Raw genomic sequence first — 14,172 nt, 5'->3', positions numbered from 1 at the left:
CGCACGCTGGGGGCAGGTCGCCGGAGCTGCCGCGCGCTACCGAGCGCCGAATGCGGCGTCCGGCAAGCGGTCCCCAAGCAGCGCCGCGAGGAGCTCCAGGTCTGCCGCGGCCAGACTCGCCAGTTGGTGCACGTCGGCGCAGGGCTCTACTGGTACCTCCGCCGGGACCGCGAGGACCGCCGCCCCCGCGGCGAGGGCACTCGCCACCCCGGTCGGGGAGTCCTCGATCGCCACGCAGCGGCCGATCGGCACACCGAGCAGCCGGGCCGCGGTCAGGTAGGGCATCGGGTGCGGTTTCGCCGCATCCACCTCATCCCCGCACACCACCGCGTCGAAGCTGTTCCGCCCCAGGGTGTCGAGGGCAACCTCCACCAACGCCCGAGCGCTGGAGGTGACCAGGGCCGTCGGGATCCGCGCGGCACGGACGGCGCGCAGCAGGGTCAACGCGCCCGGCCGCCATTGCAGCCCGTCGCGGAACAACTCCAGGATCCGGGCGTTGATCCACGCGGCACTGGCCTGCAGGTCGCGTTCCGGCTGGCCCAGGTCTTCGTGGAGGAGTTGCATCGAGGCCACCATGCTCGTTCCGATCATGGCCTGGCGGGTGGTTGCGGAGAGCACGCCACCGTAGGTGGCTGCCAGCTCGTGTAGCGCGATGTCCCACAGCTTCTCGCTGTCCACCAGGGTGCCGTCCATGTCGAAGAGGACGGCGGCAGGATGTTGGGCGCTCAGGGTGGGCCTCCTCCGGGTTCGCAGTACCACCGATGCTGCCAGCCGCTGACCCCGCCGCAACACCGATCCTGCGGACCAGTGACATTCGCCGCTGGCCGGGCGGGCCGGGCGCACCGCCTTCGGCGGCGAAGCAATCGACCACGCGCCAGCACCGGTGCGTTGACACCGTCAGGAGCTTCCTTCCGGTGCCGCCAAGCTGCGCCCCGGATCGTTATTGCGTACATGACCCTTCGCTCAGCTCTTCGGGTAGCCCTGCCGTGACCACGGAGAATCAGCGGGGATTGCCGCGGACCGGATCGGGTCGTCCGGTACCACGGGGTCCGGTGGTGGCGGTTAGTACGCTGATTACCTTCATCGCCGGGCTCAACATCGCCCTGATGGTGATCGCGATGCCAACGATCCGCACCGCGCTCGAGTTGGATTCGAGTACCCAGCAATGGCTGGTCTCGGCGTTCTACCTGGCGATCGGCCTGGTGCTGGTACCCGCGGGCCGGTTCGGTGACGTACACGGCCGGCGCGACATCTTCGTAACCGGCGTGGTGGCGTTCGTTGTGGCGAGCGCCACCGCGGCGTTGGCCACACACGAGGCGTGGCTGATCGCCGCCCGACTTGTTCAGGGCGCGGGCATCGGGCTCGCACTCGCCCAGGTATTCGGGACAATCCAGCGAATATTTTCCCCCCGGGAACGGGGGCTTCCCTTCGGAGCGGTCGCCGCCGGGATCAACGTCGCCCGGCTGATCGGTCCGATACTCGGCGGCGGGCTAATCGCAGTCGGCGGTGCCGAGTGGGGCTGGCGGTGGGCCTTTCTGGTCAACGTGCCGATCGGGATCGTCATCGCGGTTCTCGGATGGCGATTGCTCCCCGTCGCGGAGCGGGCCGAGCGGCCGCGGATGGACCTGGTGGGTGCCGTCCTGCTGATGGTCGGGCTGGGCTTGGTGTGGCTGACCCAGGGTGAGCAGATGCCGGGTTGGTTGACCTGGACACTCCTGGCCGCGGCGGTGGCGGTGCTGGTTGGTTTCGTCCGCTGGGAGACGCGATACGCCCGTCACGGTGAACCGATGTTCAACATGAGGCTGTTCCGGTTCCGCTCCTTCTCGGCGGGAGTCGTCATCGCCATCTGCTACACCGCCGGCTACGACGGCATCTACTACCTGATGTCGGAATATCTCCAACACGGACTCGGGCATGACGAGTTGGTGACCGGGATCGCGCTCACCCCACTGGCCCTGGGAGCCGCCATCAGTGCGGTGATCGCCGGGTCCAAGGCGGGGCGGCTCGGCAAACCGTTGGTGGTTTCGGGCCTGCTCCTCGCGGCAGTGGGGCTCACCGCCCTGCTCGTCGCCGACGTCTTTCTTCCCGACCCGGACTCCCCGCACGCGGCCACGTTGCCGCTGCTTCTGGTCGGGCTGGGCGGCGGGCTGATCACCTCGGGGGTGGCCGGCGGCCTGGTGATCGCCCCGAACCTGACCGTTGCCCTCACTCCCGTGCCACAAACCCAGGGCGGAAGCGCTGGCGGGATGCTCCAGGCCGGGCAGGCACTCGGTGGCGGTCTGGGAGTTGGTCTCGTCGGCACGGCCCTCTTCGCGAGCCTCGACCGGACCGGCGACTGGTTGACCGCCTTCCGCGTCCCGGTGCTGGTCATCATCGGGCTCTTCGCCATCGCACTGATAGCAGCCCTGATCAATCTCTTCTCACCCGACCGGTCCGCTGCGTCCGGGTGACGACAGAGTCCCTGCACCACCAGTACTGCGCCGGCGTCGCCGGCCAGAAGCAGCGAGAGCTCAGCGTGCCTCCGCCGCCATGTTCAGGACATACCGGCAGAAGTCTGGCCGGCCGCGCTCCGGCAACGCTCAAGCCGGGCTCGGGCCGTCCCGGTTTCAGGCCGGTTGCCGCTCCCCCGCCCCCAGCTGTCGGCTCCGCACCGTCCGCACCGGCCGCGTCACCTGCTTCGACACACACGACGGCATCCCCGCCATCGCCTCCGACGCCATCCGTCGGTACGTGCTCGGGGGCACCCCCACCAGTTCGGTGAACCGGGTACTGAACGTCCCCAGCGAGGAGGACCCGACCGCGAAACAGACCTCTGTCACGGTCATGTCGCCCCGTCGCAGCAACGCCATCGCCCGCTCCACCCGCCGGGTCAACAGGTACGCGTACGGCGACTCACCGTAGGCAAGGCGAAATTCACGACTGAGATGCCCGGCCGACATGTTCACCCCGCGGGCTAACGCCTGCACGTCCAGCGGCTGCGCGTACTCCCGGTCGATGCGGTCCCGCACCTGCCGAAGCCGCGCGAGATGGCGCAGGCGGAATCGGACGTCGTTCCCCTCCGGGTTCGGCTGCCGCGCACGCACGTACACAATTCTGCAGCGTCTCCACGGCCCCGTCCAGCCGTTCGCCGCCGACTCGCCGGGGCGAGGGGGTCGATTCCGCCTCGAGTGCCCCGGTGGTCGGGCCGCGGGATCGGCACCACCGCTACCCAGAAGTCGCCTTCCAGAGAAAACCGTCCGGATCGGTGAAGTAGCCAGCGTAGACGCCCGTCCCGGACTTCGCGGCCGGGGCGACGACCCGTCCGCCGGCAGCGGTCACTGCCGACAGCAGGGAGTCGGCCTCGTCCGGCGAGGGCACGATCCGTTCGAAGGCCGCCGCCCGGAAGCCAGCGTGCTCCTCCTTGGTTCCGACATCCTTGGCCAGGACCTTTCCGTCCATGAGGCCCAGCCGGCAGCCGGCCGGACTTGGCTGGAAGTCGATGTACTTGCTGCCGTAGTCCCGGTCAACCGTCATGCCCAGAGCGGCATAGAAAGACTTGGCGGACTTCGTCGCAGCGACGCCGAGGAGGATTCCGACCTCATTCGGCACCGGCGTCTCCTGGGCCGGCCCGGTCGGCTTCGCCTTCGCCGACGTCAGCTTCCATACCGCACCGTCCGGAGCCTGGAAGGCGCCGGAGAAACCGGCGAACATGGCCTTCTTCGCAGGCTTGAGCACGTGCGCGCCCTGCCGGGCGGCAGCGTCAAGGGTGCTCCGCACCTCCTCGGGCTGGCTGACAACATAGCTGAGGACGTAACCGCGGTAGTTCGGCGCTGCGGGCTCCGCGTGCGCCTGCGCCGCCAGCTCCGCAACCGGGCACACGGCGAGCCGGGCCACACCGTGCAGATCCAACTCCACTCGCTCGTCCTGATGGCTAACGACGGTTGGCGCGAACACGGACTGGTAAAAGGCGAGTGCGGCTTGCACGTCGGTTGCACCGAGCGTGATCATGTCAGGCAGCAACATGCGGGTGATGACCTCCTTGGCATCAGTGGGCGTGCGATCCACGAGGGAGATGGCGCTTCCGCGCGGAGCTCAACCCGCCTGTTGGATCCGGATCAGGTTGCCGGCCGGGTCCCGGAAGGCGCAGTCCCGGACCCCGTAGTCCTGGTCAATCGGCTCCTGCACCACCTCGGCCCCGCTGGCCTGCACCCGCTCGAACACCTCGTCAAGGTTGGAGGCGGCGAGGAGAACACCGGCGTATGTGCCCTTCGCCATCATCTCCTCGATCGTGCGCCGCTCGTCATCCGTGATCCCGGGGTCAGCCGCCGGGGGTTGGAGCACGATCGAGGTGTGCGCCTGACCGACCGGGCCGACCGTGATCCACCGCATCCCGTCGTAACCGACATCGTTTCGAATCTCGAAGCCCAGGACTTCCCGGTAGAAGGCGACCGACGCATCCGCATTATCGTGCGGCAAAAAGCTCGAGTGGATGGTGATGTTCATAGCGCTTACGCTAACGGCCGACGGGCCCCCGATGCTTCTTGATTCCTGATCCGTTCTCCTGGTCCCAGCGAGGGCAGGAACCGGGGGCGAAGCCGAGCGTGACTCCAGAAGAGTGTTCGCAGGCCCAGCGCTGGTGTCTGCCTGTTGGCCGCCCGGCAGTCAACGGCTACCACCGGCTGACGCCGCGGTTCCGCTCCCCCGCCTGGGTCACTCACGCACGGAGGAGTAACCGCCGCGGTTCGGATGTTCAGCGCCGGAGCGCGCCAACCCCACGTCGAGGACCGGATCGGGGAACCGTACGCGAAGCCGTACCTGGCGATCGCCGCACCATTGCCCGTGGGCCTTGCCGAGATGGTTTCGACTGGCGCCACACCGACTGGTGGCACTGCACATCCCCCCTGACAACAATTCGCTCCAGACCCATCAGGAATCAAGAAGCGGGCGGCTACCCGCCATCCATAGCATGAAGAACATGGAAGTCAGGGTTACGCGGCGCTTCGTCGCCGTCAACAACCACGAGAATCTGTTCACCTTTCCTCGGAGTGGGCTGCGGGTTCGCCCAGACCACACGTTTGAGGATCGCGCTGGTGTGCCCTCGCTTCGTTCCCCCCAGAGCCCGCACGGGCGGAGCTACCAGCGACGGTGCCGACTTCCGGGTTTCCTACTTTTCCAACCAATGGCCTCTTCAGGACGGAACGGATGATAGAAGCCAAGAACCTGACCAAGCGCTACGGCGACAAGATCGCCGTGAAGGACCTGTCCTTCACGGTCGAACCCGGCAAAGTGACCGGGTTCCTCGGCCCCAATGGCGCCGGGAAGTCGACGACCATGCGCCTGCTCCTCGGTCTCGACCATCCGAATCACGGTGACGCCACCATCGATGGTAGACGATACCGGGACCTCGCCACCCCGTTCACGGTGGTCGGCGCGCTTCTGGAGGCCAAGGCCGTGCACCCAGGTCGGACCGCCTACAACCACCTGCTCTGCCTGGCCCAGACGCAGGGCATTGGCAAGAAGCGGGTCTCGGAGGTACTCGACCTGGTCGGGCTGCGCGAAGTGGCACACAAGCGGGCCGGGGGCTTCTCCCTCGGCATGGGGCAACGGCTTGGGCTCGCCGCCGCCCTACTCGGGGACCCAGCCGTGCTCGTGCTGGACGAGCCGGTCAACGGGCTCGACCCAGAGGGCATCCTCTGGGTCCGGACCTTCATGCGGCAACTCGCGGCTGAGGGCCGAACCGTCTTCGTCTCCAGCCACCTGATGAACGAGATGGCGGTGACTGCCGACCACCTGATCATCATCGGCCGCGGCAGCCTGATCGTGGACTGTCCAACGCAGGAGTTCATCGACCGGGGCACGAAGCAGACGGTGCTCGTCCGCAGCCCGCACGCCGACGAACTGGCCGAGGCCATCGTACGGGCCGGTGGCACGGTGTCCCGCACCGACGACGGCGAACTGAGTGTGGAGGACCTGGACACCGCACGAATCGGCGAGATCGCGTCGGCGGGCGGCCATGTCCTACACGAGGTGGTACCGCAACGCGGCACCCTGGAGGAGGCGTTCATGGCGCTGACCCGGGACAGCGTGGAGTACGTCGGCAGCGGCTCCACCCATGATGCCGGGGCCCGGAAGTCCGGAGGGGATGCCCAGTGACCGCGACCGCCGCACGCCCCACCGCCACCCCGGTAACCAGCCACTCAAGCTTCGGTGGGCTGCTGCGCTCCGAGTGGACGAAGCTCCGGTCGGTCCGGTCAACCGGCTGGTCCCTCGGACTACTCGCGTTGCTGTATCCGTCCTTCACCGCGCTGCTCGTCGGCCTGACGGTGGCCAACTGGGAGCAGACCGATCCGAGCGACCTCGCGTTGGTCGTCAGCGATCCGACGGCCGTCATCCTCGGCAGCGGCTTCCTGATCAGCCAACCAGCCATCTGTGTCCTGGGCGTCATGGTCATCGCCTCTGAGTACTCCACGGGCATGATCAGAGCCAGCTTGCTGGCGAAGCCCCGGCGGATCCCGATGCTCGCGGCCAAGGGCGTGATGCTGAGCCTGGTCGTTTTGGCAGTGAGCCTGGTGGCGGCTTTCGTCTCGTTCTTCATCGGCGCAGCGATGTTGAGCGACAAGGTGGAGGCGTCACTCGGCGATCCTGGTGCATTACGTGCAGTGATCGGCACCGCGCTTTACCTGGCCATGCTGAGTCTGTTCTCACTCGCCATCGGTGCCATCGTGCGACGTACCGCGGCCGGGATCACCAGCGTGATCATGTTTGTGCTCGTGCTCGCGCCCCTGGTGCAGTTGCTACCCGGCAAGTTCGGCGAGTACACCCATGCCTACCTGCCGACCGAGGCCGGAATCTTGATCGGCCAGGCCACCCAGCATGAGGGAGACCTCCTCACGCCCTGGCAGGGTTTCGGGGTGTTCGGCCTCTGGACCGCCGCTCTACTGGCGCTCGCAGCCTTCCTCCTCAAACACCGCGACGCCTGATCACTCCGTGCTCGCCTTGGGCGCTCCCAGTGCTGGGAGCACCCAAGGCGAGCACAACGGACCCGTGGCACCCGAGGTCAAGGCCGAGTGTTCTTGCCGAGCAGGTTCCGGGCACCCGGACGGGGCGGCGTGAACCCCACCTCAGCCCAAGGCGGCACGCAGTAGCTTCTTGATCGCCGCCTCGGCCTGGCTACTCAGCTCTACCAGGGCGAACGATGTCGCCCACAGGCCGTGCTCCTCGTCGAGCCTCGCCTCCGGCGAGAACCCGAACGTCGAGTAGCGCTGCTTGTCGCCCTGTCCACTGCGGAAGAAGCAGACCACCTTTCCGCTCCTGGCCCAGGCGGGCTGGCCGTACCACAGCTTCGGCGCCAGCTCAGGGGCGGTCTCGGTGATGATGGCGTGCAGACGTTCAGCCAACGCGCGATCCGGCTGCGCCATGTCGCTGATCTTCGCGAGGACGTCTCGCTCGTCGGCTGCCGCCTTGTTCGCGCTCTTGCTACGGCGGGCCTCCGACTTCAACTCCGCCGCTCGGTCCTTGATGGCGGCCCGCTCGGCCTCGGAGAAACCTTCTTTCTGGGACGACTTTGCCTGCTTGCTGTCCTTACCAGCTTTCGACGTAACACTCACGTACGCACTGCTCCTCTTGTCCGTCCGGCGGCCAACGTGTTTCTCCAGCTAACCACCTGTAGCGGCCAACGCCTTCTCGATTCCGCACCAATCCATCATCAGCGTGGTGCCCCAGCACAACCTCCCTCAGAAGCAGCGACATTCCACATCGCACAGCAGGCCGAGCGGGCGCGAAAGCGGCCCTTCCCAGTTGAGGGTTGTAGGCTAGGTCGACGCGCCAGTCGCCGCCGACCGCGCATCGCAATCCCAGAGGCACTTCCGCGCAGAGCGGCCAATCCCTGGGATGTCGTCGATGGTTCATATCGTCACTGCCGAGGTGGGCTCGAAGTCAGTCCCGGGAACCTTCGGAGACTCGGCCGTTTGCTGGAAGGGCCGCGGCGACGCAGTCGAGGACGCGCTTTAGCCCGTACTGGAACTGGTCGTCCCGGCTCAGATGCGGTTGACGCGCCTCCATCACGATCTTGGTGAAGATCGGGTATTCCCCGCTTTCACGAGCCGGTCGACGTACGGGTTTCCGACCGACGGCATGCCGGGCTGGCTGCGCTTCCTGGCCGACTGGAACCCGGTGAGCGCGCTCACCGCCGCCTCCCGGGAGCTGTTCGGTAACCCGGGCGTGCCGTCTGGAAACGTGGGCTGGCCACTCGCGCATCCGGTGACTGCCAGCCTCCTCTGGTCGGCCGCGCTGCTGGTGATCTTCGTCCCGCTGTCGCTCCGCGCTCACCTGCGCAGGGGACGCTGAACGCTCCCACGCATCTACAGCACACCGGCACGCCGCTGTCCCTGGGCGCGGGGCCACAGCCTATCGATCTTGAGGGTCCCGAAAACTTCGGATGAGGACCACCAGTACGGTCAGGGCAACCAGGGCGGCGAGCCCAAGGCCGAGCTGCATACCCCGCACAAAGGTGCGGTCTGCGACCGTACGAATCGCCGTCACCTGGTCGGGCTCGGGGTGGTCAACTGGCCGACCAGGCCCGACTATCGCCTCGAAAGCGTTCGGATTGGTGTCGTCAACGATTTGCTCGACGACAGCAGCCCGTTCGGCACGATCGGGAATGGTCCGGGAGAGGTCTCCGTCCAGGAAGATACCGACCCATACGGAAACGATCGTTCCCAGAACCGCGTAGCCAGCGGTTGATCCAAGACCTCGCTGGGTGGCCACGATGCCGGAGGCCATGCCGGCCCGCTCCACCGGCACCGAATTCAGCGCCAGCCCCTGCACCGGCGGGGTGATCAGGGAGAGACCGGCGCCCAGGAGTAAGAAACCCAGCACGACAGCGACGACACTCCACGCCACCCCGACCACCATGATGGCCAATCCGACGACGAGCAGAGTCTGGCCAGCGAGGGCCGGCAGGCGGGCGCCACGGCGGGCAGCGATGAAGCCCGCCACCGGGGAGATCGCCACCGACGCCAGAGAGGACGGCAAGATAAGCAAGCCCGCCTCGACCGGAGTATAGAGCCGGACGTTCTGAAAGTACTGGGTGACGATCAACAAGGCACCATACACCGTGAAAAAACCGAAAAATATGGCCATATTCCCCAGCCGGTAGGCGCGGCTGGTGAAGAGCCGCAGATCCATCATCGGTGACTGGGCGCGAAGCTCACGGAGAATGAAGGCGACGAGGCCAGCGGCGAAGGCGACGAACGCTACCAGAATTATCGGCGATCCCCAGCCCAGATCATGGCCATCAATAACGGCAAAAGTAAAGGCTCCGACTGTGATCACAAACAGTAGCTGCCCTGGCAGGTCGACAACACGACGGTTGGACTCACGTGACTCGGTGACATACCGAAGGGTAAGCCCGACCGCCAGCACGGCGACCGGAACGTTGACGAAGAAGACGACCCGCCAGCTCGCAGCCTCGGTCAGGATCCCACCGAGCGGCGGGCCGAGCGCCAGCCCGATGTCCGCGACCGCGGCAAAGAGCCCGAGGGCGAGGAAGCGCTGCCGCTTCTGCGGGAAAGTCGCCGAGACCAGAGCCAGTGCGGAGACGGTGATGACGGCCGCCGCCACTCCCTGAATCCCCCGCGCCACCAGCATGACGGTGAAGGTGGAGGTAAGTCCGGCCGTCACCGAGGCCACGATGAAGACCACCACCGCGGTCAGGTACAGTCGCCGCCGCCCGAACCGATCAGCCACGGTGGCCGCGGGCATGATGGCAATAGCCATTCCCATGCTGTAGGTGGCAACGATCCACTGCAGCCCGGACTCCCCCAAGTCATAGAAGGCCTGGATTCGGGGCAGCGCCACATTCGCCACCAGCACGTCGTGCAGGGTGATGAAGACGCCAAGGCCGGCCGCGACGATCGTCCATTTCTGGGCCCGTGTCCACGAGCGGCCCTCGCCTGTCTCAGCTTCCGCCCCGGCGTCCACGAGGTCACGGTAGGCGGATCATCGGCGACCCGTGGGGAATTGCGCTATTCCGCCGGACAGCACCCCATTCTGCCCGCCGGAGCGGCCACCGCCGTGCCCCGCTGACTCACTGCTGCCGGTCAACCGTCGCCCTGGCGCATCGGCCGGGCTAGCGATCGCCGCGCGTTTCCCAGCTAAACGGTGCTACATCACGACCAGGGTCACACCAGTCTGGCTTGCGCAGGGTGTACACGATGAGCGGCACCGCGATGATCACGGCAGCCAGTCCAACGAGCAGTCCGATGTAGAGAACCGGGTTTCCGACGCCGATCTGATCTGGGGGGGCAAGGCTGGAGGAGAGTGCGAGCGCCGATGCGACGAAACCGACGCCGCCGATGACCCACATTCCCGGAAGCCCACCCGGCACTCGGTACGGCCGTCGTCGACCAGATTGGCTGTAGCGTAGTTGGATCGCCGCAGCGAACATTCCCAGATAGATTAGGAGATACAGGAGTCCAGCGAGCTGACTGAGGACCTGGAAAGCCGCCTCCACTGATGGCATAACGATGAACAGCACCGCCAGAACACTAACCGAAATCGCCTGCAACAGCAAAATTTTGGTAGGCATCCCGTATTTGTTCGTCGATTGAAAGAAGGGCGGCAGGTAGCCGGCCTTTGCCACCGCCAGCATCGCGGTTGACGGGCCGACGACCCAGGTTACGATGCCGGCCAGAACGCCGATGACCAAGGCGACGGCCACTATCGGTGCGGCCCAGGCGAGGCCGAGCCAGCGGAAAACGTCGAGGAAAGTTATCAGTAACGACTGGGTCAGGTCTATCTCGGACCGTGGCACAACGAAGGAAATCGTCAGGGTACCCAGCACCAGGATACTCATCGCTCCCACCGCCGCGATCAGCACCGCCAGCGGATAGTGCCGGGATGGATTCTCCACGTCCCGCACATGGATCGCATTCATCTCCATGCCGGCGTAGAAGAGAAAGATGCTCGCGGCCAGCGCCAGGTTACTGAATCGCGTGAAGTCCGGGATCACCTCACTCCAACCCAACGGGGTCTGCGACTGCCCGCCCGAGCTCAGGTACACAAGACCGAGGATCACGAGGAGTAGGGCGGGGATAATAGTGCCGACGATGCCGCCCCATTTCGCGACACGGGTAAACGCAGCAAGCCCGTGGGAACCGATCGCGGTGGCGGTCCAGAAAACCGCAAGCACGGTCAGCAGAATGTATATTCGGTTGCCGGACAACTTCTCATCCAGAGTTGCCTCCGGGCCGGTGTAGGCGAGCGAGATCGCCCCGAAGGTGAGGAGAGCCGGAAACCAGATCGTCACCTGGGCCATGAGTAGGAAGATGGCCACGAATCCCCAACGGGCCCCGAACGCCTCGCCAACCCAACGGAACACGCCTCCCTTCTCCGGCCATCCGGTGGCCAGTTCAGCGGCGACCAAGGAGACTGGCACGAGGAAGAAGAACGCAGCGAAGACGTAGTAGAATGCCGCGCTCAAACCGTACTCGGCCTCAGCCGGTAGGCCACTCAGGCTGACCACCGCGACGATGTTGAGCATCGCCAGCCCAAGGACACTGATCTTCGCCGAGCTTTTGCCCGCCGGCCGACTATCTGACGGAGCCATGACACTCTCGCAGAGTATTAATGATGGAACCCAGATCGCTCACCGGCCGTGGGTATAGGAGAGCCGAGGGAGTCAAGGTGCGCTATCTCGCCACGAAGTTCATTAATAAACACCTCGGCGAGGTCACGGCTGAGACCATTGCGAATCACGATTCGCTGCACCGTAAGGTTTGTGAGATTTTCGGGCATCGCGTAGGTGGGGATCTGCCATCCCTTCATACGCATGCGATCGGACAGGTGATACAGGTTCCAAATTTTGGTGTACCCACTCCGCAGGCACCAGGCCAGCACCGGAATATCGCTACCATCGCTCCACAGCTCGAGATGCGGTATCTTTGCGATCTCCTGGGACAGATACCGCGCGACATCATGCATGGCGAGCTGCACCCGCCGAAAGCCCTCTCGGCCCAGACGCAGGAAGAGATAGTACTGCAAGAGCACCTGGGCCCCTGGTCTGGTGAAATTCAGCCCGAGCGTCGGTGTTTCGCCACCCAGGTAGTTCACCCAGAAGATCATATCCTCGGGCAGCGCCGCCTCGTCTCGCCAGACCACCCATCCCAGCCCGGGGTACACCAGTCCATATTTGTGACCGGAGACGTTGATCGACGCTACTCTCCGGAGCCGGAAATCCCAGAGCATGTCTGGCTGAACAAAGGGCGCCACGAACGCACCGGTAGCTCCGTCTACATGAATTTGCACATCAAGCCCGGTCGAGTCCTGAATTTCGTCCAACGCGGCCGCGATGCGCTCGACCGGCTCATAGATTCCGGTGTAGGTCACGCCAAGAATCGCGACGACCCCGATCGTGTTCTCGTCCACGTATGATGCGAGTTCATGACCGTCCAGGGTCTTGTGCTCTTCGGAGATTGGAACGAAGCGGGGCTCCACATCCCAGTAGTTGCAAAACTTCTTCCAACACACCTGTACCGCGCTCGACATCACCAGGTTGGGATGGCTGGTCGGCTTGCCGGCACGGCGGCGCGCATGCTGCCAGCGACGCTTGAGCGCCAGCCCCCCCAGCATGCACGCTTCCGAGGAGCCGGTCGTGGACGCACCGATAGTGCGCCGCGGGTCCTGCGCATGCCAGAGATCTGCCAGCATGACCAGACATCGCTTCTCGATTGCGCCGGTCGCCTGATACTCGTCCTTGTCGATAAGATTCCGGTCGAAGGTCTCCGCGAACAGTTTCTCGGCATGATCGTCCATCCAGGTGCCAACAAATGTCGCCAAGTTCAGTCGGGCGTTCCCGTCGAGGGCCACCTCGTCGTGCACGATCTGATATGCGGTCTCGGGCAAAGTGGCGGCGTCCGGAATCGTAAACCGGGTAATCTCCGTCGAATGGCCGGGACGCGCAAACATCGGATTCAACAGAAGCGAATCCGAAGCAATCATGTCAAAATCTTGTTCCATGTCCGGCATTTACCCTCCTAGGGCTTGCCAGCGACCAGGAGCTACGGATTGCCAAACAGCGTTCCCGGCGGCAAAGGCTCGTCGGGCACACCCTACGCCCGCATCGCGTCTCCGCGCCGACAATCGCAACAGCTTCACCCGAGGAGCCGGAGCGGCGGCGCGCTCTTGGTCAGCAAGCACCCCGCCGGCAGCGTCGGCGTCCGGTGCAACAACACCACGACACCGGGGGTAGCCCCGGTGGCTGTCGACCCGCAGCCGCAACTCCGGAGTCGCCGGGCCAACAGGGCTACCCGGGGTGCGGCGCCAGTCAGCTCGAGTCGTCGGGCTTGTGCGACAGGCAGCCATACGCGAAAACCTTGTCGGGCGGTGGCGCCGACGTGCGCCAGGCATCGACCGCGCAGATGCCGTCTTCGCTGAGTCGCCACCGTCCGAGTAGCGGTCGGATTCGGCCGGGATCACGTAGGTGCAGCGGTCGACCTGCCTGATCGAGGATCTTCGCCAGTATCGCCGGTAGGGAGAGCAGTGCTTGACCGTCGAAATCCGCCACCAGAAAACTTCCGGGAGGTGCCCAGTCGAAGATGTCGGAAAGTGTTGCTTGGAGCGCTCCGTCCTCCAGGGATGTCGAAAATCCAACTGCTACCACCCCCAGCCACGCCGCGGGATCGAGGATGCGCTCCGCTGCCTCCCGCTCAAGAGTGCCTAGGTTTGAGGCATCGCAGTAGGCGTAGTCCACGCCTGGCGTCGCAGCGACGATCTCACGCCCCAGCGCAATATTGTCGGGGTCGATGTCGGTATAGAGGACGCGGGCCCCCGGCACGACCTCATGCACGTTGCCCTGTGTCGGGACTCCCGCCCCGAGCACCAGGAACTGGTCGACTCCTTCGTCCGCGACGGCTCGGACCGCGCGCCCAACGAACGCCCGTTGGGTGCGGTACACCTGGGGGAACCCCGGGTATAGGCCGGCGAATTCACTCGCTGCGGCCGCGTCCACCGGGAAGTGGTGTACGCCTCCAAGCCAATGATCGATAATCCGTCCGCTGTTTGGGATCCGTGGTTCTGACATGTGAGCACCTACGCGCTAGATGGGGAGGATGAAGCCGCGTTCGGATTGACCTCGTCGTCCAGCCGACTTAGCACGTAATATAGCTTGGCGAAACCATACTCGGCGTTAGATTT

Annotated in this window: 13 protein-coding genes; 4 read left to right on the top strand and 9 right to left on the bottom strand. The window is 65.3% G+C overall.

Going from position 1 to position 14,172, the window contains the following annotated elements:
• Positions 1-36: 36 nt before the first annotated feature.
• The gene (locus SALPAC4_RS0121115) at positions 37-753 is read right to left on the bottom strand and encodes an HAD family hydrolase (protein ID WP_397537996.1); all 717 of its coding nucleotides are present in this window, start codon (positions 751-753) and stop codon (positions 37-39) included.
• A 233-nt stretch (positions 754-986) separates the two neighbouring features.
• On the opposite strand from SALPAC4_RS0121115, the gene SALPAC4_RS0121110 reads away from it, so the two are divergent.
• Complete coding sequence (locus SALPAC4_RS0121110) at positions 987-2,450, top strand: MFS transporter (RefSeq protein WP_027644942.1); 1,464 nt, start codon at positions 987-989, stop codon at positions 2,448-2,450.
• 156 nt (positions 2,451-2,606) lie between these two features.
• Here the strand turns inward: SALPAC4_RS0121110 and SALPAC4_RS0121105 are convergent, their stop codons facing one another.
• The 3 genes from SALPAC4_RS0121105 to SALPAC4_RS0121095 all read right to left on the bottom strand — a co-directional run bounded on the left by SALPAC4_RS0121105 (position 2,607) and on the right by SALPAC4_RS0121095 (position 4,482).
• Entirely contained in the window at positions 2,607-3,083 is a 477-nt protein-coding gene (locus SALPAC4_RS0121105) for a helix-turn-helix transcriptional regulator (RefSeq protein WP_027644941.1), read from the bottom strand.
• A 121-nt stretch (positions 3,084-3,204) separates the two neighbouring features.
• Positions 3,205-4,002, bottom strand: a complete 798-nt coding sequence (locus SALPAC4_RS0121100; RefSeq protein ID WP_033665042.1) for a VOC family protein — start codon at positions 4,000-4,002, stop codon at positions 3,205-3,207.
• A 69-nt stretch (positions 4,003-4,071) separates the two neighbouring features.
• On the bottom strand, positions 4,072-4,482 hold the full coding sequence (locus SALPAC4_RS0121095) for a VOC family protein (protein ID WP_018732013.1): 411 nt from the start codon (positions 4,480-4,482) through the stop codon (positions 4,072-4,074).
• 699 nt (positions 4,483-5,181) lie between these two features.
• Between SALPAC4_RS0121095 and SALPAC4_RS0121090 the strand changes: the two genes are divergently transcribed.
• A complete protein-coding gene (locus tag SALPAC4_RS0121090) occupies positions 5,182-6,132 on the top strand; it encodes an ABC transporter ATP-binding protein (RefSeq protein ID WP_019872040.1) in 951 nt (316 codons plus the stop codon).
• Positions 6,129-6,959 carry an ABC transporter permease subunit gene (locus SALPAC4_RS0121085; protein WP_019872039.1) on the top strand — a complete coding sequence of 277 codons (831 nt, stop codon included), beginning with the start codon at positions 6,129-6,131 and terminating at the stop codon, positions 6,957-6,959. Before SALPAC4_RS0121090 ends, SALPAC4_RS0121085 begins: the two co-directional genes overlap by 4 nt.
• 141 nt (positions 6,960-7,100) lie before the next feature.
• Here SALPAC4_RS0121085 and SALPAC4_RS0121080 read toward each other — a convergent pair whose 3' ends face one another.
• Entirely contained in the window at positions 7,101-7,586 is a 486-nt protein-coding gene (locus SALPAC4_RS0121080) for a DUF1801 domain-containing protein (protein WP_019872038.1), read from the bottom strand.
• Between the two features lie 526 nt (positions 7,587-8,112).
• On the opposite strand from SALPAC4_RS0121080, the gene SALPAC4_RS0121075 reads away from it, so the two are divergent.
• Entirely contained in the window at positions 8,113-8,325 is a 213-nt protein-coding gene (locus SALPAC4_RS0121075; protein WP_223874812.1) for a hypothetical protein, read from the top strand.
• 60 nt (positions 8,326-8,385) lie between these two features.
• On the opposite strand, the gene SALPAC4_RS0121070 is transcribed toward SALPAC4_RS0121075, so the two are convergent.
• From SALPAC4_RS0121070 to SALPAC4_RS0121055, 4 genes are all read right to left on the bottom strand, one after another.
• On the bottom strand, positions 8,386-9,960 hold the full coding sequence (locus SALPAC4_RS0121070; protein ID WP_019872036.1) for a DHA2 family efflux MFS transporter permease subunit: 1,575 nt from the start codon (positions 9,958-9,960) through the stop codon (positions 8,386-8,388).
• Positions 9,961-10,108: 148 nt separating this feature from the next.
• Positions 10,109-11,587 carry a putative glutamine/gamma-aminobutyrate antiporter GadC gene (gene gadC / locus SALPAC4_RS0121065; RefSeq protein ID WP_027644940.1) on the bottom strand — a complete coding sequence of 493 codons (1,479 nt, stop codon included), beginning with the start codon at positions 11,585-11,587 and terminating at the stop codon, positions 10,109-10,111.
• Between the two features lie 17 nt (positions 11,588-11,604).
• Positions 11,605-12,945, bottom strand: a complete 1,341-nt coding sequence (locus SALPAC4_RS0121060; RefSeq protein ID WP_019872034.1) for a glutamate decarboxylase — start codon at positions 12,943-12,945, stop codon at positions 11,605-11,607.
• A 358-nt stretch (positions 12,946-13,303) separates the two neighbouring features.
• Complete coding sequence (locus SALPAC4_RS0121055) at positions 13,304-14,059, bottom strand: SAM-dependent methyltransferase (RefSeq protein ID WP_027644938.1); 756 nt, start codon at positions 14,057-14,059, stop codon at positions 13,304-13,306.
• Between the last annotated feature and the right edge of the window lie 113 nt (positions 14,060-14,172).

Origin of the sequence: Salinispora oceanensis, from assembly GCF_000383575.1 — a bacterium.
GTDB classification, from domain to species: domain Bacteria; phylum Actinomycetota; class Actinomycetes; order Mycobacteriales; family Micromonosporaceae; genus Micromonospora; species Micromonospora oceanensis.
The sequence above is the reverse complement of the archived record's forward strand: the minus strand, read 5'-3'. Positions and strand labels throughout refer to the sequence as shown.

Excerpts from the sequence above, each read along its gene's own strand:
- SALPAC4_RS0121090 (WP_019872040.1), top strand. The coding sequence starts at position 5,182 with ATGATAGAAGCCAAGAACCTGACCAAGCGCTACGGCGACAAGATCGCC.
- SALPAC4_RS0121060 (WP_019872034.1), bottom strand. The coding sequence starts at position 12,945 with ATGTTTGCGCGTCCCGGCCATTCGACGGAGATTACCCGGTTTACGATT.
- SALPAC4_RS0121095 (WP_018732013.1), bottom strand. The coding sequence starts at position 4,482 with ATGAACATCACCATCCACTCGAGCTTTTTGCCGCACGATAATGCGGAT.
- SALPAC4_RS0121100 (WP_033665042.1), bottom strand. The coding sequence starts at position 4,002 with ATGTTGCTGCCTGACATGATCACGCTCGGTGCAACCGACGTGCAAGCC.
- SALPAC4_RS0121075 (WP_223874812.1), top strand. The coding sequence starts at position 8,113 with ATGCCGGGCTGGCTGCGCTTCCTGGCCGACTGGAACCCGGTGAGCGCG.
- SALPAC4_RS0121055 (WP_027644938.1), bottom strand. The coding sequence starts at position 14,059 with ATGTCAGAACCACGGATCCCAAACAGCGGACGGATTATCGATCATTGG.
- gadC (WP_027644940.1), bottom strand. The coding sequence starts at position 11,587 with ATGGCTCCGTCAGATAGTCGGCCGGCGGGCAAAAGCTCGGCGAAGATC.